The organism is Streptomyces sp. NPDC088147 (genome assembly GCF_044741565.1).
Taxonomy (GTDB): Bacteria; Actinomycetota; Actinomycetes; order Streptomycetales; family Streptomycetaceae; genus Streptomyces.
Genome location: NZ_JBIUSY010000006.1, coordinates 84,249 through 106,374, shown reverse-complemented (window position 1 = coordinate 106,374; position 22,126 = coordinate 84,249). Strand labels below are relative to the sequence as shown.

The window sequence follows — 22,126 nt, the reverse complement described above, 5'->3', positions numbered from 1 at the left end:
CCGTTCTTCCCGTTTCACGCCCCGCCCTTTCCGTCCACCGCGACCATCCGCAGTTCGCAGGTGTAGTGCTCGCCCGCGCCGTCGGTCAGCCAGGTCTCATGGAGGTCCGGCAGCATCTCGCTGAGCCGCACGGTCCCGTTCACCGCGGCGGCGCCCCTCACCCCACGGGCGAGGAGATCGACCAGGACCAGACTGGTGAAGTCCACGAACTGCGGCTTCGGTTCTGTCGGGAGCGAGTAGAAGCACCGCTCGGGGATCCCGTTCCGCTGCCGCCAGCGTCGCGCCTCCCGGAAGCGCGCGGCCCCGTCACCCCGTTTCGCCCACGCCAGTTCCCCGGCCGCGAACCGCCAGGACTCCCGTGCGATCACCAGCCGGTCCACGGTGACCCTGGGGCTGTGCCGCGCGGGGCCGAGGACGGAGAACCCGTTCATCGCCGCCCAGCCGAGGGTTTCGCCCAGTACCTCGAAGAGATCGAACTCCCTGCCGTCCGCGTGCGACAGCACCGTCAGCCTCCCGTCGTGGCTGACGACCTCCATGCCGCCCGCCGGGAGGAGTCCGCTCGGGCGGTCCACGACATCGGAGAACATCGTCCAGTAGGTGAAGTGGGGTGTGTACAGCGCCGAGGGATGGGTGCGCGAGTTGACTCCGCTCGACTCCCTGGAGGGCAGGGACACGACGCGGCGGCCGGCGTGGTCGGCCGACTCCGCGTCGAGCAGCGGGCCGGGATCCGCCGCCTGAGCCACGAACGCCCGTGCCTCCAGGGTGTTCGCGCTCACGTGCAACTCGCCCAGTACCGCGAGGAAGTCCCCCCGGGCCATGGCCTCCGGGCTCCTGGCCGCGATCATGAGGTCGGGGGAGTGCCGCAGCGCGCCCGACCAGCGCGGCGGCGGTGAGGCGAACTCCCGCAGCACGCGCTCCCGTATCCCCGCGGCCGTCAGTTCATGTCTGCGGCGGTCGGAGGGGACATCGAGAATGCCCGCCCAGGCGCGCCGCAAGGCGTCGGTGCACCGCGCGACCGGCGGGGGCGTTCTGTGGAACGCGTAGACGAGGTCGGGGGTGAGCGCCGCGAGCAGACGTGCCAGCGGGACACGCGGCTTCCCCGTACGCGCGCTGATCCTGGCGAAGACCTCGTGGAACCGTTCGTCATACGCGCGCGCGACCTCCCAGGTGAACCATCGGGCGCTCTCCAGCAGCAGTTCCAGCGGCGCCGAGACCGCGTCCAGCAGAGGAGCGCCGAGGGAGACCTCGACATCGCGCACCGTGTCCTCGTACACCGGGGTACGCCCCGCGTACATCTCGCCGGGCCGCCGGTCCGCGGCCTCGCCCGAGACGGCGCTGAACACCGCGCGCAGCTCGGTCATGGCCGTACGCAGTGCCCCGGGATCGCCCGCCGACCGCGCGATCCTCTCCTTGGCGGCGGTCAGTTCCGCCAGTGCGGCGAGCGCTCCGGTCCGCGGCGCGGAGTCGGGCAGGGCGGCCAGCCGCTCCCGGAGCGCCTCCTCGGGACGCTCGCCGGGCGGTACCCACAGATCCGCGACCAGGACGCCCCTGTCCCGCAGGTCCTGGAGCGTCGCGGAGAACTCCGCGGCGGAGGCGCGATCCCGATGCCGTTCACCGAGCCGGCCGGCGATCTCCGCGACGCCGCTGACGCCGTCGCACTCCGCCACCACCAGCGACTCCCGCTCCGACAAGGCCACCCGCCTGCCCGAGGGCGTGACGACCGTCCGGCCGGTGACGAGGTTCTCCGGGGACGGGACCGGGCGCAGGAACGGCGCCAGCCCGGGATCGCGGGAGAACGCAGCGGCGACCGCCGCGACCGCCCAGTGTTCGAAGTACACGGTCCTGCGGGCCAGAAGGTCCCGGCCGGGCGACACCCGTACCGGAACGTCGCCCCCGGTCCACCGCGCCCAGCCCACCGGTCCGAAGAACCCGATGGAGTCGTTCTTGAGCGTGTACCTCTGGAGGTAACTCGCCACTGTCAGCAGGCGTTTGCGGTGCTTGGAGGCCGGTACGCCGCCGTCGAACCGGGGCGCGAGAGCCACGTTCTCCAGAGAGTTGGCGACGGCGGCCGGATTCTGCCAGGTGACGGCCTCCAGGAAACGCGGATCCCGGCAGACGTCCCCCAGCCGGTCCGAGACCCGCTGCCAGGCCGGCCCGTAACCCTCCAGGTACGCCGCGGAGGGCCGCTCGTCATCGGCGTCCTTGTCGGCCAGGGCCGCGAACTCCGCGTCCGCCAGCGCCAGCACCCGGCCGGCGGCGAACCCCGCGCTCCGCACCGCCGCGAGCGTCCAGAACGACCAGGACGTGCCGTCGAGACGGATCAGATGGCGCGTACGATCGTCACCGCTCACCGCGGGCCCGCCGCCCTTCGATCCTGACCGGCAGTTCCTCCAGACCGTGGTTGATCGAGGTGTCCACCATCCACTTGAGCTCTTCCGGGGCCACCGCCAGTTCCATGGAGGGCACACGGCGCAGCAGCGTCTCGAACGCGATCTCTCCCTCGATCCTGGCCAGCGGCGCGCCCAGGCAGAAATGGGCGCCATGGCCGAAGCCCATATGGCGGTTGGGCGACCTGGTGATGTCCAGCCGGTCGGGATCCTCGAACTCGGCCGGGTCACGGTCGGCGGCGCCCACCGACAGCAGCAGGAAGCTGCCCTTGGGGATCTCCGTTCCGGCGACCGTCATGTCCTCGGTGGCGAACCTCGGCGTGCCGCGCTCGACCGGGCCCTCGTAGCGCAGGAACTCCTCGATCGCGGACCTCATCAGGGTGGGATCCGACCGCAGCAGCGCCAGCTGGTCCGGGTTGCGCAGCAGCCCCAGGATGCCGTTCCCGATGAGGTTGGAGGTGGTCTCGTGCCCGGCGATCAGCAGGAAGATCAGGGTGGAGACCAATTCCTCGTTCGTGAACGTGCCGTTCGCGTCGGCGGCCTGGACGATTCCGGTGATCAGGTCGTCGCGCGGGTCGGCGCGGCGCAGCGCCATCATCCGGTCGAAGTACTCCTGCACGGCCGCGCTCGCCGCCTTGCGCCGCCGGGCTATCTCCCCGTCGACGAAGGCCGACTGATTGAGCACGAAGGCCCATTCACGGAACTGCGGACGGTCCTCCAGCGGGACGCCGATGAGTTCGCAGATCACCGTGAGGGGGAGCGGCACCGCGAAGTCGCCGCGCATGTCGACCTCCCCCGACTCGGGGAAGGCGTCGATGAGATCGTCGGTGAGCTTCTGGATCTGCGGACGCAGCGCCTCCATCCGCTGGTTGGTGAGCGTCTTGCTGACCAGCCTGCGCAGCCGGGTCTGCTCGGGCGGGTCGCACGTCACCATGGAGTAGGCGAGGACCGGGCTGTTCTCCAGCATGCGCTGGTGGAACCAGGCGGGCCCGTTGTCGAGCCGCTTGGACAGCCGGGGATCGGTGAACCCGGCCCTGACCTGCTCGTAGTCCACGACCAGGAACGACTCGGCGCCCGGCGGGAAGTCGATACGGTGCACGGGGCACTTGGCCCGCAGCTCCGCGTTGGGCGTGTACGGGTCGGCGGCGTACTCCGGCGACGTCATGTAGTCCGAGGGCAGGATCTCGTTCATCGTGACTCCTTCGCGTGATCGAGGGGTTCTTGGGACGGGCGGGCGAGCAGTCCGGCGGCGAGCCCCCGGTAGTCGGGGGCGTCGGCGTCCGCGAGTTCACGGCGCAGCCCCGCGATGCGATGGCGCGCGCCGGCGCAGTGGACATCGGCCAGGTCCTGGGCGTCGGTGCGTCCGGCGGCGGTATGCGCCGCGGCGCGGGCGAGCGCGAGAGACGCGGTCAGCACTTCGTTGGCCAGTCTGTTGAGAAGGATGAGCGGGCGCGCGTCGGCGTACAGCGCGGTCTCGTCGGGATGGCGCGCCACCAGCGCCCGGCAGATCCGGGAGAAGTCGGTCACCTGCCCGGTGAGGAAGCGCAGATGGCGCTGGTTGCGCGCCGACAGCGGGCCGGGCGCGCGGGCGTACAGCCGCTCGCCGTCGTCGCCCTGCGGCTGCCGGGCGGGGGCCGGCGGGGCGGCCGTGGCGAGGTAGTGCGGCAGGATGTGCTGCCGGGACATGACCTGGTCGAAGTGGAAATCGACGCCGCCCGCGATACGGAAGGCCCAGAGGTCCCGCAGGGCGCGCTCGACGGGAAACGGCCGCCGTGCTCCGCGCCGTCGCTTGCTGGCGACGGTCTCGTACCCCTCACCGGCCAGGAGGGCCACCGTACGGTCCACGACCCGGGCGGCGATACCGGTGCCGATGTTCTTGATCGCGCTCTGTTCGAGCCGGGTGTCCGCGCGGACCGGTTCGCTCTCGGCGAGCAGCACCCACTCGGCGACGGCTTCGAGGGCGAAGACCTCGGCCGCCGACCGCGCCAACCGCCGCTGGATCTCCGGGTAGTCGCCGAGCGGACGGCCGTCGATCGTCCGGGACCCGACGAACTCACGCGACCAGGTCAGACACTGCCCGGCGAGGGCCAGCGAGGGCGCCGCGGTGAGCAGGACACGGCCACGCCGGGCCATGGTCGCCGCCACCGGGGTCAGCCGTACGGAGTCGTCGCCGCCCTCGGTCACCACGCGGTCCGCGGGTACGGGGACGCGCTCGCAGACCACCCGGCCGATGGGGAACCCCCGGACCCCCGCGAAGTCCTGCGCGACGATCCGCACCCCGGGGGCGCGGGTGTCGACGATCAGCAGCCGACGGTGCTCCGCCCCGTGCTCCCGCACGGTCGCGGAGACGATCAGATGGTCGGCGACCGGGGCGTTGCCGACGAAGAGCTTCTCCCCGTCGAGGAGGAAGCCCTGTTCGTCCCCGGCCGGTGCGGCTGTGGTGAGACGCCGCAGATTGGAGGCTCCGGCGGCTTCGGTGTCGGCCAGCCCCGAGAGGGTTCCCGACCGGACACGCTCTTCGACGAAGTCCCTGAGAGGGCCCGGCCGCAGATGGCCGAGCAGCGCCCCGAGCCCGAAGCCGTTCTCCACCGCCAGGACCATGGCGGCCGGCAGGGAGTGCGCGGCGGCGGCCGACACCATCCGGAAGACATTGAGAGGGGAGAGCTCCAGCCCGCCCATGCCCGTGGCGAGTCCGGCGTGCAGGAACCCCCGCTCGCGCAGGTCGTCCAGCACACCGTCCGGAAGCAGCCCCGTACGCTCGACGGCCTCGGCGTCGACGCGCCGGTCCAGCAGCGAGCACAGCGCGCCGATGACCGTGTCGCCGGTGGTCCGGTCCACGGCGGCCTGACGGGGGAACGGGGTGACGAGATCCCACCGGAGCCGGCCGCGGTGCAGCTCCCCGAGGAACGAGGGCCGGTCGTGGTGGGCGGCCCTTCCGCTCACCACGCGACCGCCCCCGTACGCCCGTCGTCGGATGTACGGCCGTCCCGCGCTCCGGGCTCCCCGTCCTCCGGTCGGGACGTCGCCTTCGGGGCGGCCAGCGCCTGGCGGATCGTTTCGGCGAGCTGCCCGACGTGCGGCTCGGTGAGCATGCTCCAGTGGTCGCCACCGACCGGCCGCACGCGTACACCCCCCGGATAGACGGAGTGGAGGCCGTCGCGCGCCGACGACAGCCGCGCCGCGCCGGACCCCGTCCTGAGGATCACCGCGTGGCATCCGACGGCCCGCGGACGGTATCTCCACAGCGCGCGGATGTGGGCGTTGAAGAGGCGCCGCAGCTCGGGCGCGCCACGGACCAGCTCACCCACCGCCCCGCGCCCGAGCGCCGTGTGCAGTTGGAGGCGTACGCCACTGCGGAGATAGCCCCGGTCGAAGACGAGGGGCCGGCCGCCGGTGTCCGGTACATGGCCGTCCAGGAGCAGCAGCGATTCGACCTCCGCGCCCGACGCCAGCAGCCGGCGTGCCATCTCGTGGGCCACGACGGCACCGAAGGACCACCCGCCCAGCAGGTAAGGCCCTTGGGGCTGGACCCGTCGGAGGGTCTCGACATGGCGGGCGGCGATGTCCTCGACCGAGACCCGGCCCCGGCCGCGTACGTGGTCGTGGGAAGGGGCGGTGGGCTCAAGACCGTAGACGGGGCGGCCGTCGTCCAGCCGCTGTGCGAGGGACCGGTAGCCGGCGGTCGTGCCGAGCGCGTCGGCGGCCAGGAACAACGGGGTTCCGGCCCCTTCCGCGTGCAGCACCACCAGACCTGGCGTCCGGTGCGGCGCCTGCGCGGCGGGGTGATCGGGCGGGTGATCCGGCGGCTCAGGGGCCTGTCGGCCGGCCAGTTCGACGAGTCGGCCGAAGGTCGCCCTCTCGAGGAACTCGGCGACCGGCAGGTGCAGGCCGGTCCGCTGCTTGAGCCTGCTCATAAAGTGCACGGCCAGCAGTGATTCGCCGCCGAGGACGAAGAAGTCGTCCTGGTCGTCCGCGTGCGGAACCCCGAGCACCTGGCACCAGTGCTGTTCGAGTGTGCGACGCACCGCGTCCGGCCGGTCCGTGGCATACGGGGCCTGCGCCGCCGCGCCGTTCGCGGGTACGGGTGTCCCCGTGCCCGCCGTACCCGCGCCGTCGACAGGACCGCTCTCGACGACCGGTTCACGGGAGTCCAGCGGGTGGGCCGGCAGCGAGCAGCGGGAGGGCGGTTCGGTGTCCCGCAGCTGATCGAGGGGGATGGGGAGACCTCGCTCCCACAGCGCGCCGAGCGCGCGCAGCAGAGCGGTCTCACCGCGCGCTTCCGCTCCGCCCAGGGGCGCGACGCCCAGCCGGGCGCTATCCCAGCCGGCACTGCGGCGGACTCCGCCGAGCAGCGAGGCGCCGGGCCCCAGTTCGATGAGGACGTCGCAGCCGTCGGCCAGGACGGCGTCCATCCCGTCGGCCAGCCGGACCGTACGCCGCAGATGCTCGGCCCAGTACTCCGGGTCCGCCGCCGACTCCGGATCCGTCCAGGTGCCGGTCAGATTGGAGACGAGCCGGTACCGGGCCGGCCGGCCGGGCGCGGCGGCGACCGCGGCCCGCACCCGGTCGACAGCCGGTGCCATCAGCGGGGAGTGGAAGGCGCGTTCGGTCTCCAGGGTCCGTGGCATCAGGTCCTCGGTCGCCGCCGCGTCCGCCAGGAGACGCGTGACGTCGGCCTCCGTTCCGGACAGCACGGCGCTGTCCGGCCCCGCCACGGCGAGCGAGATACCGGAATGGCGCGCGAGCAAGGACGCGAGCCGGTCCGCGCCGGCGTTCACCGCCACCATGCGCCCCGGCGCGGTGTCCCGCATCGCCTCGGCGCGGCTGTGGACCAGCCGTACGGCGTCGGGCAGGGGCCAGACGTCCGCGAGAACGGCGGCGACGTACTCGCCGATGCTGTTGCCGAGCATCGCCGCGGGCTCGATGCCCCACCGGCCGAGCTGGCGGCCGAAGGCGTGGCCCAGCGCCAGGAGGCCCAGTTGCTGGTGCACGGTGTCGGTGAACCAGCGGGGATCGGGGTCCTCGGCGACGGCCGGGGAGAGATCGACGCCGTGTTGTCGCCGCACCTCGTCGGCGAGTTCGTCGAAATGCTCACGGAACCCCGTGAGCAGGCGGTACGCGGACGCTCCCGCACCGTCGCGCAGTACGCCCTGGCCCGGGAAGAGGAAGGCGACCCTCGGCGTGTCGGACCCGGTGGACGCGCCGTCCGCCGTCGGCGCCGTTGCCGCTCCGGTCGCTTCCTCTTCCGCTTCCGCTGCTGCTGTCGGCGCTCCGCGCAGCCGCTCCGCGGCCTCCACCAGGCTCTCGGCCACCACCGTGCGGCGGTGGCCGTACACGCGGCGCCCGGCGGCGAGCGTCCACGAGACGTCCGCCAGATCGAGATCCGTACCCGGCTCCCTACCCGGCTCCGTACCCGAATCCCCACCCGGCTCCGGGTGCGCCGCGGATTCCAGCCGGGCCGCCAGTTCGCTCCGCGTCCGGTCGAGCGCGCTCGGCGAAGCCGCCGAGACGGCGAGCAGGCGCGGCCGGGGACGCGCGGCGCGGCGCGTCCGCTCCGGCGCCTCCTGGAGGACGACATGGGCGTTGGTGCCGCCGACACCGAAGGAGCTGACCCCGGCGAGGCGCGGGCCGGGGCCCCGCCAGGGCGCGCTCTCCGCGCAGATCAGGAACGGCGTCTTCTCGATCTCCAGCAGTGGATTGGGCTCGCGGTAGTGGAGGGTCGGGACGAACACGCCGTCGCGCAGCATCAGGGCCGTCTTGATGAGCCCCGCGACACCGGCCGCCGCGCCCACGTGTCCGAGATTGCTCTTCACCGACCCCAGCCGGCAGTAGCCGGTGGCGTCGGTCGACGACCGGAACGCCTCCGTCAGCGCCCGCACCTCCACCGGATCGCCGATACGGGTGCCGGTGCCGTGCGCCTCGACGTACCCCAGGTCGGCCGGATCGATCCCCGCCAGGCGGTGGGCGAGATGGATGACCTCGCGCTGCCCGGTCACCGAGGGCGCGGTGTAACCGATCTTCTCCGCACCGTCGTTGTTGATGGCGGAGCCGAGGATCACCGCGGAGATCCGGTCGTGATCGCGTACGGCGTCTTCGAGCCGCTTGAGCACCACGACCCCGACGCCCTCACTCGGCACGGTGCCGTCGGCCGCCGCGTCGAACGGACGGCAGCGGCCGTCGCGGGAGAGGATTCCTCCCTCCTTGTGGACGTAGCCGAGCTGCCCGGGAGAGGTGACGGTCACCCCGCCGGCGAGCGCCGCGTCGGACTCGTGGCACAGCAGGCTCTGCACGGCGGTGTGCACGGCCGTCAGCGACGTCGAGCAGGCCGTCTGCACGGTCACGGCCGGCCCGCGGAACCCCAGCTTGTACGCGACACGGGTGGCGAGGAAGTCCTTCTCCCGCCCGATCACCCGGATCAGCGGGTCCAGGTCCTCGTCCGCGGACAGCCGCACCGCGTCCGCACCGGCGTACACACCGATCCAGCCGGGGAAGCGCCGCGGATCGATGCCCGCGTCGTCGACGGCCTGGGAGGCGCATTCGAGGAACACGCGCTGCTGGGGGTCGATGACCGCCGCCTCGGCCCTGCTGTAGCCGAAGAAGGACCAGTCGAAGCGGTGGGCACCGGGCAGTGCGCCCTTCGCTGGTACGAAGTCCGGGCGCCGGATCAGTTCCGCGTCGACGCCCGCGTCTCGCAGTTCTCCGGGCGAGAGCCGGCGGATCCCTTCCTCGGCCGCGCGCAGGTTCGCCCAGTACGCGCCGACATCGCGGGCGCCGGGGAACCGGCAGGCCATTCCGATGATCGCGACGGCGTTCTGCCCGGTCACCGCTCGCTCCTTCGGGCACGGCGGGCGGCGCCGGCGCGCCGTGCCTCGACAGCGCGGTCGGCTCGGTCCGTACGGTCGGCTCGGTCTGTCCCGTCTATTCGGCTCGTTCCGTCCGTACGGTCCGTTCCGTCCGTACGGTCCGGCCCGCCCCGGCCGGGGCGCGGGATTTCCGGTGCCTCGGCCAGGGACCGGGCCAGGCTGCGGACGGTGGGGCTGGAGAACAGCCGGTGGACCGGGATGTCCTGGCCGAGCTCCGCGCACAGCTTCGCGTGCAACGTCACGAGCAGCAGCGAATTGCCTCCCGCGTCGAAGAAGTTGGTGTCCATCCCGATCCGGTCGGCCTGGAGCACCGAGCACCAGACCCGTGCGATCCGCGCCTCCAGTTCGCCGCCGGGCGCGGCTTCCCGTGCCGCCGCGCCGGGGGCGGGGCGAGAGACAGGCCCCGCGACGGGGCCCGGCCGCCGGCCGGTCGCGCGCTCCGCCGGCCTCCGGTCCTGGGCATCCGGGCCGCCCGCGTCGAGTTCCCCGATCCGCAGGCCGGGGTGCCCGCCCGCCGCACCGAGGAGCCGTACGAGCGAGTCGGCGAGCGCCTGCGCGGTCTCCGGGGCGAACAGCTCGCTGTTGTACTCCAGCGCGCCGTCGATGCCCGCCGGCTCGCCCTCGGAGCCGTGCCGCTCATGGCACACGAACGTGAGATCGAACCGAGCGGCGCCGGTGCCGACAGGCTCCCGCGCGCTTCTCAGCCCGTCGAGTTCGATCACCCGCTCCGGCGTACCGAAGACCGAGAGCGCCACCTGGAAGAGCGGGTGGCGACCGCTCACCCGGCCGGGGTTGACCCGCTCGACGACATATTCGAAGGGGACGTCCTGATGGTCGTAGGCCGCGAGATCGACCGCGCGCACGCGGTCGAGCAGCTCGGTGAACGAAGGGTTCCCGGAGGTGTCGACACGCAGGACCAGCGTGTTGAGGAAACAGCCGACGAGATCGTCGAGCCCGCGGTCGGGCCGACCGATGGCCGGGGTGCCTATCGGCAGGTCCGTGCCCGCGCCCCACCCGGTCAGCAGCGCGGCGAGACCGCTCTGCACGACCATGAAGAGGGTGGTTCCGGTGGTCCGCGCCAGCCCCGACAGCCGCTCGTGGACCCCGGCGTCCAGCCGGAACGGGACGGTGCCGCCCCGCATCACGGCCCGCTCAGGACGCGGCCGGTCGACGGGCAGGGGCACCTCCTCCGGCAGCCCGGCGAGCGCGCCGGCCCAGTAGGCGGTCTGCCGGTTCAGCGTGCTGTCGGCGGCGCCGGGCGCACCCAGCACGCCGCGCTGCCACTCGGCGAAGTCGGCGTACTGGACGGGCAGTGGCGCCCACCCGGGGTGACGCCCCGCACGGCGCGCCCGGTAGGCGGTGCGCAGATCCTCGCCGAGCGGCCGCAGTGACCAGGCGTCGCCCGCGATGTGGTGCAGCACCAGCAGCAGCGTGTGTTCCCGCTCGCCGACGCTGAACAGGGCTGCCCTGAGCGGCGGTTCCGCGGCCAGGTCGAAGCCGTACGCGGCGGCCTCCGCTAGCGCACCCGGCAACTCCGCGCGGTCGACGCCCCTGGTCGACAGCACGGGCGCCGCGTCGCGCGGATCGAGGATCAGCTGATAGGGCGTGCCCTCGTCGTCGCGGAAGACCGTCCTGAGGCTCTCGTGCCGGGCGATCACATCGGACAGCGCGGCACGCAGCGCGGTGAGGTCCGGCGCGCCGGTCAGCCGTACGGCCATCGGGATGTTGTACGTCGCGCTCGGGCCCTCCAGCCGGTGCAGGTACCAGAACCTGCGCTGTGCGTACGAGAGCGGTACGCGCGCCGGGCGCGGCACGGGACGCAGCGTCGGCCGGGTCTCGGCGTGCGCGCCCCGGAGCCTGTGGACCAGCTCGGCCGGGGTCGGCGCCTCGAACAGGTCGGTGACCGTGGCCGCGAGACCCAGGCTCTCCCTGACCCTGGCGGCCACCTTCGCGGCCAGCAGGGAGTGTCCACCGAGCTCGAAGAAGTCCTCGTCGGGCCCCACCGCGGACTCCCCGAGCACCTCGGCGAAGAGGTTGCCGACGATCTCCTCGCGCGGGTCCTGCGGCTCGGGCGCGGATTCTGCGGAGGGCGGCCCGGGGAGCGGCAGCGCGCAGCGGTCGAGCTTGCCGTTGGCGGTGAGCGGCAGCCGGTCGAGCACGACACAGTGCGCGGGCACCATGAACGCGGGCAGCAGGTCGCGGAGATGACGCAGCAGCGATTCCGCGGTGAGCGCGTCCGCCGGGCCGGCGGCCACGGCGTACGCGACCAGCTCCGGACCGGGGCCCGTGTCATGACGCACCGTCACGTACGCCCGGGAGACCCGGGGATGCTGTTCGAGTACGGACCTGACCTCGTCCGGTTCGATCCGGAACCCGTGCAGCTTCACCTGGTCGTCGACCCGCCCGAGGTACTCCAGAACGGAGTCGAACTGCCGGCGGACGAGATCGCCGGTGGCGTACATCCGGTCCCCGGGAGCGCCGAAGGGGTCGGGGAGGAAGCGTTCCTCGGTCAGTTCGGGCCGTCCCGCGTAACCACGGGCGACACCCGCCCCCGCGATGTGGAGCCGGCCCACGGCGCCCGGCGGGACCGGGCGGAGCAGCCCGTCCAGGACGTACGCCCGTGTGTTGTCCATCGGTCCGCCGATGGGCACGCCGTCGCCCGGTTCGCGGCCGGGCGGCAGCCGGTACGCCGTGGCGAACGTCGTCGTCTCGGTCGGGCCGTACCCATTGACCACGGTCACCTCCGGGCAGGCGGCCCTCACCCGCCGTACCGCGTGGGCCGACACCGCCTCCCCGCCGGTCCACACCTCCTGGGCGCCGCGCAGACACCCGGGGTCGCCTTCGGCGAGCGCGGCGAACAGCCCCGCGGTCAGCCACAGTGACGTGACCCGGCCCGTGCTCAGGAGCCGGCGCAGCAGGGGCGCCGCGATCTCGTCCGGCGCGACCACGACCGTGCCGCCGGACAGCAGGGGAACCCACAACTCGTAGGTGGACGCGTCGAACGCGTGGGGCGAGTGGAACAGCACGCGCCGGTGGGCCGGTCCCCGGAACCGGCGGTCGAGGGCGAGGGCCACGATGTTGCGGTGCGTCACCTCCACGCCCTTCGGCGTGCCGGTCGACCCGGAGGTGTGCATGATGTACGCCAAGGAGTCCGGTGCGCACCGGGGTTCCGGCCGCCCCTCCGGCGCGACCCCGCAGGCGCCCACCCGCAGGACGGTACGCCCCGGGCTGATCTCCCGTGCCGCTCCCGGATCGTCGGTGACGATCACCGACGATCCGACATCGTCCAGGACGGCGCGCATACGGGAGGGCGGAAACCGGGGATCGAGCGGTACGAACGCACCGCCGGCCTTGAGCACGGCCAGCAGCGCCACCACGAGCTCCGCCGACCGATCCATCAGGACCCCCACGGGCGCTTCCTTGCCCACGCCCGCGGAGACGAGCCGGGCGGCGAGCCCGTCGGCGCGCGCGTCCAGCTCCGCGTAGGTCAGCGCGCCCTGTTCCGCGTCGACGGCGATGGCCGAGGGGTTCCTGACCGCCTGCGCGTGGACCAGTTCGGGAACGGTCGCGTCGGGAAGCGCCACCGAGGTGTCGTTCCACTCCTCGACGACGGTGTGCCGTTCCGCGTCCGTGAGCAGCCCCGCCTCGGCGACGGGCCGGTCGGGCCCGTCCGCCATGGCGTCGCCGAGGAGGGAGAGCAACCGCGTCCGGTGGGCGTCGAGTTCACGGTCCGGGTAGCGTCCGGGGTGCGCGTCCAGATCGATCCGCAGTGCCCCGTCCCGGGACAGATAGCAGCAGATGGACAGATCTTCCGTCGGGGTGGTCTCCAGGTGCCGCAGCCGTGCCGTCCCTCCGTCGAACTCCGACGGAGCGCCCTCCGGTACGTAGTTGACCATCGGACCGAAGAACATCCCGTCGCCCGCCACGAACTGCCGGCGTACGTCCTCACCGCGATAGCGCTGGTGGCGGCGGGTCTGTTCGATCTCGGCGGTGATCCGGGCGCCCAGTTCCGCCCAGGTCGTCCCCGCGTCCACGGTCAGCCGCAGCGGCAGCACGTTCGTGATGCGTGTGGGAACCGCCCTGGCCGTCGGGGTCTCCCGGCCGCTCAGTACGAGACTCAGCAGGACGTCCTCGGCCTCCCGCATCCGCGAGAGATACACGGCGACCGCGGCGGTGACGAGACCGAGCCAGCGGGTGCCCGCCCGGCCGGCCGCGGCGCGCAGCCGGTCCGTCTCGTCGGGGGTCAGCGCGATCGAGCGCCGCGCGACCCGGCGCGCCACGCCGTTCAGGGGGCCGGCGGACACACTGACGGGAGCGGGACGGTCCGCGAGGCGTCCGGCGAAGTACTCCTGGTCGGCGAGGAACCGGGCCGAGCCGGGATAGGCGGACTCCTCCTGGACGTACTGACGGAGCGGGGCGAAGGGGGAGGCGCCGGGCGGTCTCCCCTCCCGGAGGGCGGCGTACACCTCGGAGACCCGGCGGACCAGGAGATTGATCCCGGCGCCGTCGAGGATCAGCTGGTGGTACCCGAGATACCAGAGGAAGCGGTCACGGGGCAGACCGAGCAGGACGAAGTCGAACAGGGGGCCGCGCGCCGGATCGTAGGGGCGTGTCCTGCGCGCTTCCATCCAGGCGTCGACGTGGGCCGCTTCCGCGGCGTCGGCTTCTGTCCCCGCGTCGGCTTCTATGTCTGTGTCGGCTTCTGTCCCCGCCACGGTCCCGGCCCCGGTCCCCGGCTCGCTCTCGGCCGTGGTTCGTTGCCCGGGGGAGGAGCCGCCGAGGTCCACGAAGGGCAGGTCCCAGGCGTCCGGGCCGACCGCGACCGCCTGCCGTGGCTCGCCGCCGTTCTCGGTGAAGCACACCCGCAGACCCTCGGCCTCCCGCACCGCCTGCCGTACCGCCGCCGCGAAGAGCGCCCGGTCGAGAGGGGCCGGCAGTTCGAGTCGGCAGGCCATATTGAAGGCCCGGTTGTCGGTGTCGAGCAGTTGCGCGAACCATATTCCGCGCTGGGCTGCTGTCAGCGCCAGGGCCGTGTTCCGCTGATTCTCCACTGCCGTCTGCATGTTCTCGATCCCCGTTTCCCGCATTACTTGCTTGTCACCTGGTCTGGATTGGGCAGATTCCGCATATGGCGGGACAGTGTCGGCAGAGCGGCGAGGGCCGCCACGACCGCAACGGTGCCGAACACCCATGTCGGACCGGCGAGGTCGAAAATCACCCCCACGCCGAGAATTCCGATCGGCTGCGCCAGGAGCCCCAGGAACAGTACGGCGCCGATCACCCTGCCCTGGAGGTCGTCCGGCACCAGTGCGGCGACATAGCCGAAGAGCAGCGCGTTGGTCGCGGGTACCAGGGCGAAATGGAATCCGAGAATGATGCCGAGCGGCAGCACACCGGGTGTGATCGCCAGCAGAATTCCGGCCGTCGGTGCCCACCAGGCAGCCGCCAGAACAATGGTGGACGGACGGAGACGCTTCAGCAGGGGTGCCGCCACGAACGCGCTGAGGAGCCCCATGAACCCGGCGAGCGAGAGGGTGAATCCGGTCAGCGAGGCGGAGGCGCCGCGGCTCTGGGCCGTCGCGATGATGGCGAGGAAGGCGCCGGTGTGGACGAAGGCCATGTTGCAGCCCGTGATCCAGATCATCATGGAGCGGAGGATCGGCTGCCGGGCGATGATCCGGAACCCGTCCGTCATCCCGCGCCACCTGCGGCCGGAGTTGAGCGTGGCCTGCATCGGCTTCTTGATCAGCAGCAGCAGGGCGAGCGAGACGACATGGACCACGGCGTCGGCGACGAAGGGCAGCGCGCGGGTGACGGCGAAGAGCGAGCCGCCGACGGGTGGCCCGATCACCGTGGTCGCGAAGAATCTGACCTGGTTGTGCGCGGTGGCGGTGGACAGCTGCGACGGATGGACCAGCTGTTTGATCCCGGCGAGTGCCACCGGCTGTCCGATTCCGAGACATACCGAGGACGCGATCACCAGAGCCAGGATCACGAGGATATGGGTATGACCGGTGATCACCAGGGTCGCGAAAACACCCGCGAGTACCGCTCTGCTGATATCGCAGTAGATCAGGATCTTGCGTCGGTCGAATCTGTCGGCGAGCATTCCACCGGGCACGGACATCAGCATGGCGGCGACGAACTGGACCGCTCCGGCGGCCCCGGCATAGGTCGCCGAATGCGTGATCGCCAGAATCAGCAGCGGATAGGCGACCTCGGTCGATTCCTTTCCGGTGCCGGCCAGGAAACGGCTGATCCACAGTGCCTGAAAGTCCCGGTTCCGGGACAGAGGAGTGATCCCGGACTTCTTGTTGTGCGGAGCTGTATGAGATGCCACGACTTCCTCCGACGTCATGATCCGCAGCCTCGCACGCGTCGCTACCGCCCGGCTTCCCGCCGTCTACCGCCGGGAATCCGCTCTTCGCCCGGAGAAGCGCGCCTCTCCGGCACACGCGCGAGCGCCGCGCGAAGTGCGGGGCCCGATTCCGCGCGGTACGCGGTCTCCAGAGCGTGGAGACGCACCACTTCATGGAAGCGGAACCGTCTGCGCCCCGTCGCGTCCGCCCCGGCGACCAGGAGCAACCGCGCCTCCACCAGAGCCTCCACCAGGTCCTCCGCCTCGCTCGTCGCGACGTCGAGCAGTCGCGCGGCCTCCGGGCAGGTGAAGCCCTCGGGGTCCAGGAGCGCCAGCAGCCCGAACGCCCCGTGTTCCGCCGCGGACAGCCGCCGGCAGCCGAGCGCCAGACTCGCGCGTACGTCCAGAGCGCCGGCCGTCAACTCGTCCAGGCGGCCCCGCTCGTCGGTGAGCCGGGCGGCGAGGCGGGCCAGGCTCCAGTGCGGCCTGCGCAGCAGCCGGGTCGCCGCGATCCGGACGGCCAGCGGCAGACAGCCGCATAATCGGACGATCTCCGCCGCCGCCTCGGGCTCCGCCGCCGCGCGCTCCGTCCCGATGATGCCGTCGAGCAGTGCCACCGCTTGTTCCGGTGTGAACACGTCGAGTTCGACACGGCGCGCGCCCTCCAGTCCGGCGAGCCGGTGTCTGCTCGTGATCAGTACCGCGCTGCCCGCCGACCCCGGCAGCAGCGGCCGTATCCCCTCCTCGCTCTCCGGGTCCTCCAGCACGATCAGGACGCGGCGGGCGGCGATCCGGGTGCGGTACAGCTCCGTCTGCTCGTCGACCGTGCCGGGTATGTCCTTGTCGTCGCAGCCGAGCGCACGGAGGAAACGCCTCAGGACCACGGTGACGTCGAGGGGTTCGGCCCCCTCGCCCCGCAGACTCATATAAAGCTGCCCGTCGGGGAATCCGGCCTTCACCAGATGGGCGACGTGCACGGCCAGCGCCGTCTTGCCCACCCCGCTCTGCCCGGACACCGTGACCACGGCCGCGGGCCCGGCGGGAGCGGCGTCCGACGGGGCCAGCAGCGCCCGCAGCGCCGAGACGTGTTCCTCCCGGCCGCTGAAGTCGCCTATCGACGGCGGGAGTTGAGCGGGCTCCGGGGCACCGGTCACGGCGGTGCGGGCGTTCGCGACGGGCAGGGTGTTCATCGAGGCGTCCTCGGTCAGTATGGCCTGATGGAGCTGGCGCATTTCGGAGCCGGGGTCCAGGCCCAGCTCCTCGGCGAGGATCTCGCGAACGTTGTCATAGACCGCGAGAGCGTCGCTGATCCGGCCCGAACGGTAGAGGGCGCGCATCAACTGCGCCCGTAGCCGCTCGTGGTACGGGTGCTGGTCGATCAGCGACCGCAGATCCCCGATGACTTCGTCGTGCCGCCCGAGCGCCATCTCGGCCTCGATGCGTTCGATCCGTGCGGTCAGCCGCCGTTCCTCCAGCCGTGAGCCCTCGGTGTCGATCAGCTCGCTGGTGCCGTCGGCGAGCGCCGGGCCGCGCCACAGGCCGAGCGCCTCGTCGAACTCCTTCGCCGCCTCGGCCGCGTGCCCCGCCTTGAAGTACCCGCGAGCGGCGTCCAGCCGCCGGTTGAACACCGCCAGATCGAGCTGCTCCTCCTCCGCCCGGAGGACATAGCCGGTGCCGCGCCGCACGATCAACTCGGGGCCGAGCAGGGCCCGCAGACCCGACACGTACTTGTAGAGCTGAGTGGCCGACGTCGGAGGCGGATCCTCGCCCCACAGCGACGCGGTGAGGTGCTCGGTCGACACGAGCTGATTCGAACGGAGCAGCAGGGTGGCGAACACCGCCCGCTGCTTGGGACCGCCCAGTCTGATCCTGGAGCCGTCCCGCCACGCCTCGATCGGGCCCAAGACACGGAAATCCATACGCGCACCCCCAGCGCTGTCGGAACGTCGAGTCGGAATCACGAGTCGGTGGAGGCGTGGAGCCCGCCTCGCCGAGCAGGTGTAACAGCCAGAAGGTTGTTCGGTTTCAGCGATCTGGTGGTGAACAAACGGATACTGAACAATCGTGATGATCGACAGGGGGGTGGGCACGTGCCACGGGGAGAGATGCCGCTCGCGGCGGGGGACGGGCCACTTCTGCGGTTCGCGGCGGATCTCCGCCGGCTGCGTGACGAGGCCGGGAAGCCGGCCTACCGGATTCTGTCGACCCGCGCGCACTACTCCATCGCCACGCTCTCCGGGGCCGCGGCGGGCCGGCGGCTGCCGACTCTCGCGGTGACCCTGGCCTACGTCCGCGCCTGCGGTGGGGACGAGACGCGGTGGGCGCGGCGCTGGCACGACGTCGCCGCCGAACTCGCCGCGGAGAGCGCCGCGGACGAGGACGCATCCGCGGTCGCGGAGCGCGCGGAGGCGCCCTACGTGGGCCTGGCGGCCTTCCGGCCCGACGACTCCAAGTGGTTCTTCGGCCGCGAGGCCCTCGTCGGCGAGGTGATGACGCGACTGGCCACCCAGCGGTTCCTGGCGGTATTCGGCGCCTCGGGGTCGGGCAAGTCCTCCCTGCTGGGCGCGGGCCTGCTGGCACGATTACGAGCCGGGAACGACCGCTGCCAGGTGATCACGCTCACTCCGGGACCGCACCCCCTGGAGGAGACCGCCATCCAGCTCGCCTATCCCGCGCGATCCACCGCCGCACGGCTCTACACGGAATTCACCGCGGACCCGGGCAATCTGCACCGGACGGTACGTCAGATCGCCCTCCAGAGCGGGGATGACGGTGAAGTCGTGCTGGTGGTGGACCAGTTCGAAGAGGTCTTCACCGTCTGCCGCGGCCAGGAGGAGCGGAGCGGGTTCATCGCGGCGCTCATCGCCGCGGCACAGGCGCCCAGCAGCCGCTGCCGGGTGGTGATCGCCGTACGCACCGATTTCTATCCGCACTGCGCGGAGTACGCGGAGCTGGCGGCGGCGCTGCGCGACGCGCAGATCACCGTAGGACCCATGAGCGCCGACGAGTTGCACCGTGCCATCGTGCGCCCCGCCGGCCAGGCGGGATGCCGGGTGGAGGGTCCGCTGCTCACCGCCCTGACGGGGCAGGCCCAGGGCCAGGTGGCGGTCCTGCCCTTGCTGTCGCACGCCCTGCTGGAGACCTGGCGCCGCCGGCGCGGCAATGTGCTGACACTGACCGGGTTCCAGGCGGCCGGCGGCATCGAGGGCTCGCTCGCACAGACGGCGGAGGCGTTCTACGCCGCACTCGACCCCGGACGGCAGGCGGTCGCCCGTCACCTCTTCCTGCGCCTGACCGCCCTCGGCGAAGGCACGGAAGACACCAAACGCCGCATCACTCGCGGGGAACTGGACGCCGACGAGGACACCGCGGCGGTACTGGACCGGGCCGTGGCCGTACGTCTGATCACCCTCGACGGCGGGCGTCTGGAAGTCACGCACGAGGCGCTGATCCGCGGCTGGCCCCGGCTGCGCCGCTGGCTGACCCAGGACCGGGAACGCCTGCGCGCCCACCGCCAGCTCACCGAGGCCGCCGGGACGTGGGAGTCCCTCAACCGCGATCCCGGCGCGCTCTATCGCGGCACACGTCTCGCCATGGCGGGGAAACTGGCCCGCGACGGCGACAGCGGGCTCACCGTACGGGAGCGCGCGTTCCTGGACGCCAGCCTGGCCGCGGAGGCTGCCGAGACCACCACCGCCCTGCGCCGGGCCCGGCGGCTGCGGCTCCTGGTCACCCTGCTCGCCGTACTGCTGACCCTGACGACGGCGACGTCCGTCTACGCCGTCCGCGCCAACGAGGAGGTCACCCGGCAGCGCAACAGCGCGATCGCCGCGAACGCGGCGGAGGGAGCCACCGAACTCCTGCACGGGAATCCCGCCCTGGCCATGCAGATCGCCCTGGCCGCGCACCGGCTGGCCCCCACGCGACACACACGCGACAGCCTGGTCAGCACGCTGATGCCGTCCTGGGTGGGCCACTCCGGCGAGCTGGTCTCGCTGGCGATCGGCCCGGACGGGAGGTTCCTGGCCACGGCCGGCGGTGACCGTACCGTACGGCTCTGGGACATCGGCGACACGCGGAGCCCTGTCCAACTGGCCACCCTCGGCCCCTCCGGGACCTTCGTCCGCTCCGTCGCGATGCGGCGGGACGGCAGGATCCTGGCGACCGCCGGGGACGACCGGAAGGTCCGGCTGTGGGACGTGTCCGCCCGGAGACGGCCGGTGCTGCTGGCCACGCTCGCCGGCCACACCGGCGCGGTACGCTCCCTGGCCTTCAGCCCCGACGGCCGTACCCTCGCCAGCTCCGGCGGTGACCGGACGGTACGCCTGTGGGACACCGGCGACCCGGAACACCCCACGACCCGGGCCACGCTGGGCGGACACCAGGACACGATCCGCTCCGCGGCCTTCAGTCCCGACGGGCGCACGCTGGCCACGGCCGACGACGACGAGACCGTGCAACTGTGGGACACGGGCGGTCCGGGGCGGCCCACGCGACTGTCGCGATGGCGCGCGCACCGCATCGCCGCGCTCTCGGTGGCCTTCAGCCCGCGCGGCGAGATCCTGGCCACCGCCGGGGGCGGCGACTCCGCGGTCCGGCTGTGGGACATCGCGGACCGCGGGCATCCCCGGGAACTGTCCGCCCTCACCGGCCACAGTGATGTCGTGGGCGAGGTCGCGTTCAGTCCGGACGGCCGCGCCCTCGCCACCGGGAGCGACGACCGGACCCTCCGGCTGTGGGACGTCACCGATCCACGACGGCCCGCCGCCCGCGCCACGCTCACGGGATACACCACGGCCCTCGGCGCGCTGCGCTTCGACCCGTACGGCCGGGCCGTGGTGTCCGGAGCGTACGACGGGGTGATCCGCGTCCTGCCGGTCGACTTCCGTCCTCTCCTCGCCCGCGCCTGCGCCGCCGCTCACCCCACCATCACCCGGGCGGTCTGGCACCGCTACCTGCCGGGCGTCCCCTACCGGCCGCCCTGCACATGAGGCCGCAGGACGGCCACCGGCGGCGCCGACGGACGCCGGGAACCGCGGGCCCGCGGCTCCCGGGCGTGAACCGGGCGCGGATCAGCCCAGCGCCTCCTCGATGAGATCGGCGGCCCGTGAGGTGCCGCCCTCGGCTCGTGCTTCGGCACGGAGCAGCGCCGAACGGTGGCCGACCTCCGGGTCGGTGACGAGTTCGCGCAGAGTGGTCAGCAGGGTCTCGGCGGTGGCGTCCGCCGTGTCGACGCGGCGGGCCACGCCCAGTTCGACGAGCCGGTCGGCGTTGGCGAACTGTTCGGCGCCCTGGGGGACGGCGATCATCGGAACGCCGGTGAGCAGCCCCTCCCCGCTGCCGCCCATCCCCGCGTGGGTGACGAACGCGTCGGCCTGTTCCAGAATCGCCAACTGAGGCACCCAGGAGTGCACTTCGACGTTGGGCGGGATGTCGCCGAGGTCCCGTGGATCGGTGTGCTTCCCGATCTGGAGGACGACATGCCAGCCGGGCAGGTCGCCGTAGGCCGCCAGGCACTGGCGGTAGAACTCCGGCCGGCGGGTGTACGCCGAGCCCAGCGAGATCAGCAGTACGTTCTCCGCGTCCGCCGGACGCCTCCAGCCGCCCTCGTCCGCCCGCGCGCCGTGACAGGGACCGACGAACGTCACCGTGTCCGTGTCGACCTGGTCCGCGTGCGGTTGCATCGCCCGGGGGATCAGAGCCAGAGTCCGCGCGGGACGGCCGCAGAAGACGTCCATGTCGGTGGTGGACGCCCCGCACTCGTCGAGCCACCGCGTGAACCTCGTCCGGTACGCGTCGGCGCCCGGCAGCCGCCACAGGTGTGCCGCGACCTCCTGGTCGTAGCCCTGCCACGCCACGAAGGTCGGCGACAGCTGCATGAGGGGCCGGTTCCGCGCCTCGGCGAGGGCGCGCGCGGCGTAGGCGCCGATGTCGTACAGGTAGAGGTCCGCGGGGTCGTCCTCGTAGGCGGCGCGCAGCCGCGGCAGCGCCTGAACCGCGTCATCGAGGAACAGACTCATCGCGGCGATGGGGTCGTCGGGCCAGTTGTTGTCGGCCACCGGCAGTACGGAGCCGCAGGGGACGAACTCGGCGCCGGTGGCGGCGATCAGGCCGGCCACCGCGGGGTCGTTGGCGTACGTCACCCGGTGGCCACGGGCCACCAGCTCGCGGATGATCTCAAGGCTCGGCAGCACATGACTGACGACAGGGATGCCGATCATCGCGATATGGGCACGGCGACGGGACATGGACGATCACTCTCACCTTCAGGTCTACGGCGGAAGGACACGGCGAACCGGTGCGCCACGTTCCCCGCACGATGGCGGTTGTGGTGGCGCACACAGGTGTGCGCGACGGGAGCGGGGGCTCAGCCCCGTCCGGTGTCAGCCGTAGATCTGGTGGAAGTACATGCCAGGAACCCTAACCCGCCCCCGAATTCACGGCCACGGGATTTTCGACCCCGGTTCTCGCACCCAGGACGGGCAGGACACCGTCCGTACCGATTTCCCGTCGGTGGT

9 protein-coding genes are annotated in these 22,126 nt (G+C 72.3%); 1 reads left to right on the top strand and 8 read right to left on the bottom strand.

Annotated features, from left to right (window positions below; all coding sequences use genetic code 11):
* Window positions 1–14 precede the first annotated feature (14 nt).
* The 7 genes from ACIOGX_RS21305 to ACIOGX_RS21275 are packed head-to-tail and all read right to left on the bottom strand — an operon-like array spanning window position 15 to window position 17,527.
* A complete protein-coding gene (locus tag ACIOGX_RS21305) occupies window positions 15–2,351 on the bottom strand; it encodes a lantibiotic dehydratase (protein WP_401915250.1) in 2,337 nt (778 codons plus the stop codon).
* Window positions 2,341–3,579 carry a cytochrome P450 gene (locus ACIOGX_RS21300; protein ID WP_356518473.1) on the bottom strand — a complete coding sequence of 413 codons (1,239 nt, stop codon included), beginning with the start codon at window positions 3,577–3,579 and terminating at the stop codon, window positions 2,341–2,343. The genes ACIOGX_RS21305 and ACIOGX_RS21300 overlap by 11 nt, the downstream gene beginning before the upstream one ends.
* Window positions 3,576–5,333, bottom strand: coding sequence for an acyl-CoA dehydrogenase family protein (locus ACIOGX_RS21295; RefSeq protein ID WP_401915247.1), 1,758 nt, complete (start codon window positions 5,331–5,333; stop codon window positions 3,576–3,578). The genes ACIOGX_RS21300 and ACIOGX_RS21295 overlap by 4 nt, the downstream gene beginning before the upstream one ends.
* Window positions 5,327–9,211 (bottom strand): type I polyketide synthase, encoded by a 3,885-nt coding sequence (locus tag ACIOGX_RS21290; protein WP_401915245.1) that lies wholly within the window; start codon window positions 9,209–9,211, stop codon window positions 5,327–5,329. Before ACIOGX_RS21290 ends, ACIOGX_RS21295 begins: the two co-directional genes overlap by 7 nt.
* A complete protein-coding gene (locus tag ACIOGX_RS21285; RefSeq protein ID WP_401915242.1) occupies window positions 9,208–14,313 on the bottom strand; it encodes an amino acid adenylation domain-containing protein in 5,106 nt (1,701 codons plus the stop codon). The genes ACIOGX_RS21290 and ACIOGX_RS21285 overlap by 4 nt, the downstream gene beginning before the upstream one ends.
* 23 nt (window positions 14,314–14,336) lie before the next feature.
* Window positions 14,337–15,590, bottom strand: coding sequence for an MFS transporter (locus tag ACIOGX_RS21280; RefSeq protein WP_401915239.1), 1,254 nt, complete (start codon window positions 15,588–15,590; stop codon window positions 14,337–14,339).
* Window positions 15,591–15,631: 41 nt separating this feature from the next.
* On the bottom strand, window positions 15,632–17,527 hold the full coding sequence (locus ACIOGX_RS21275; RefSeq protein ID WP_401915237.1) for a BTAD domain-containing putative transcriptional regulator: 1,896 nt from the start codon (window positions 17,525–17,527) through the stop codon (window positions 15,632–15,634).
* Window positions 17,528–17,698: 171 nt separating this feature from the next.
* Between ACIOGX_RS21275 and ACIOGX_RS21270 the strand changes: the two genes are divergently transcribed.
* On the top strand, window positions 17,699–20,599 hold the full coding sequence (locus ACIOGX_RS21270) for a WD40 repeat domain-containing protein (RefSeq protein WP_401915235.1): 2,901 nt from the start codon (window positions 17,699–17,701) through the stop codon (window positions 20,597–20,599).
* 81 nt (window positions 20,600–20,680) lie between these two features.
* On the opposite strand, the gene ACIOGX_RS21265 is transcribed toward ACIOGX_RS21270, so the two are convergent.
* A complete protein-coding gene (locus ACIOGX_RS21265; protein ID WP_401915233.1) occupies window positions 20,681–21,856 on the bottom strand; it encodes a macrolide family glycosyltransferase in 1,176 nt (391 codons plus the stop codon).
* Between the last annotated feature and the right edge of the window lie 270 nt (window positions 21,857–22,126).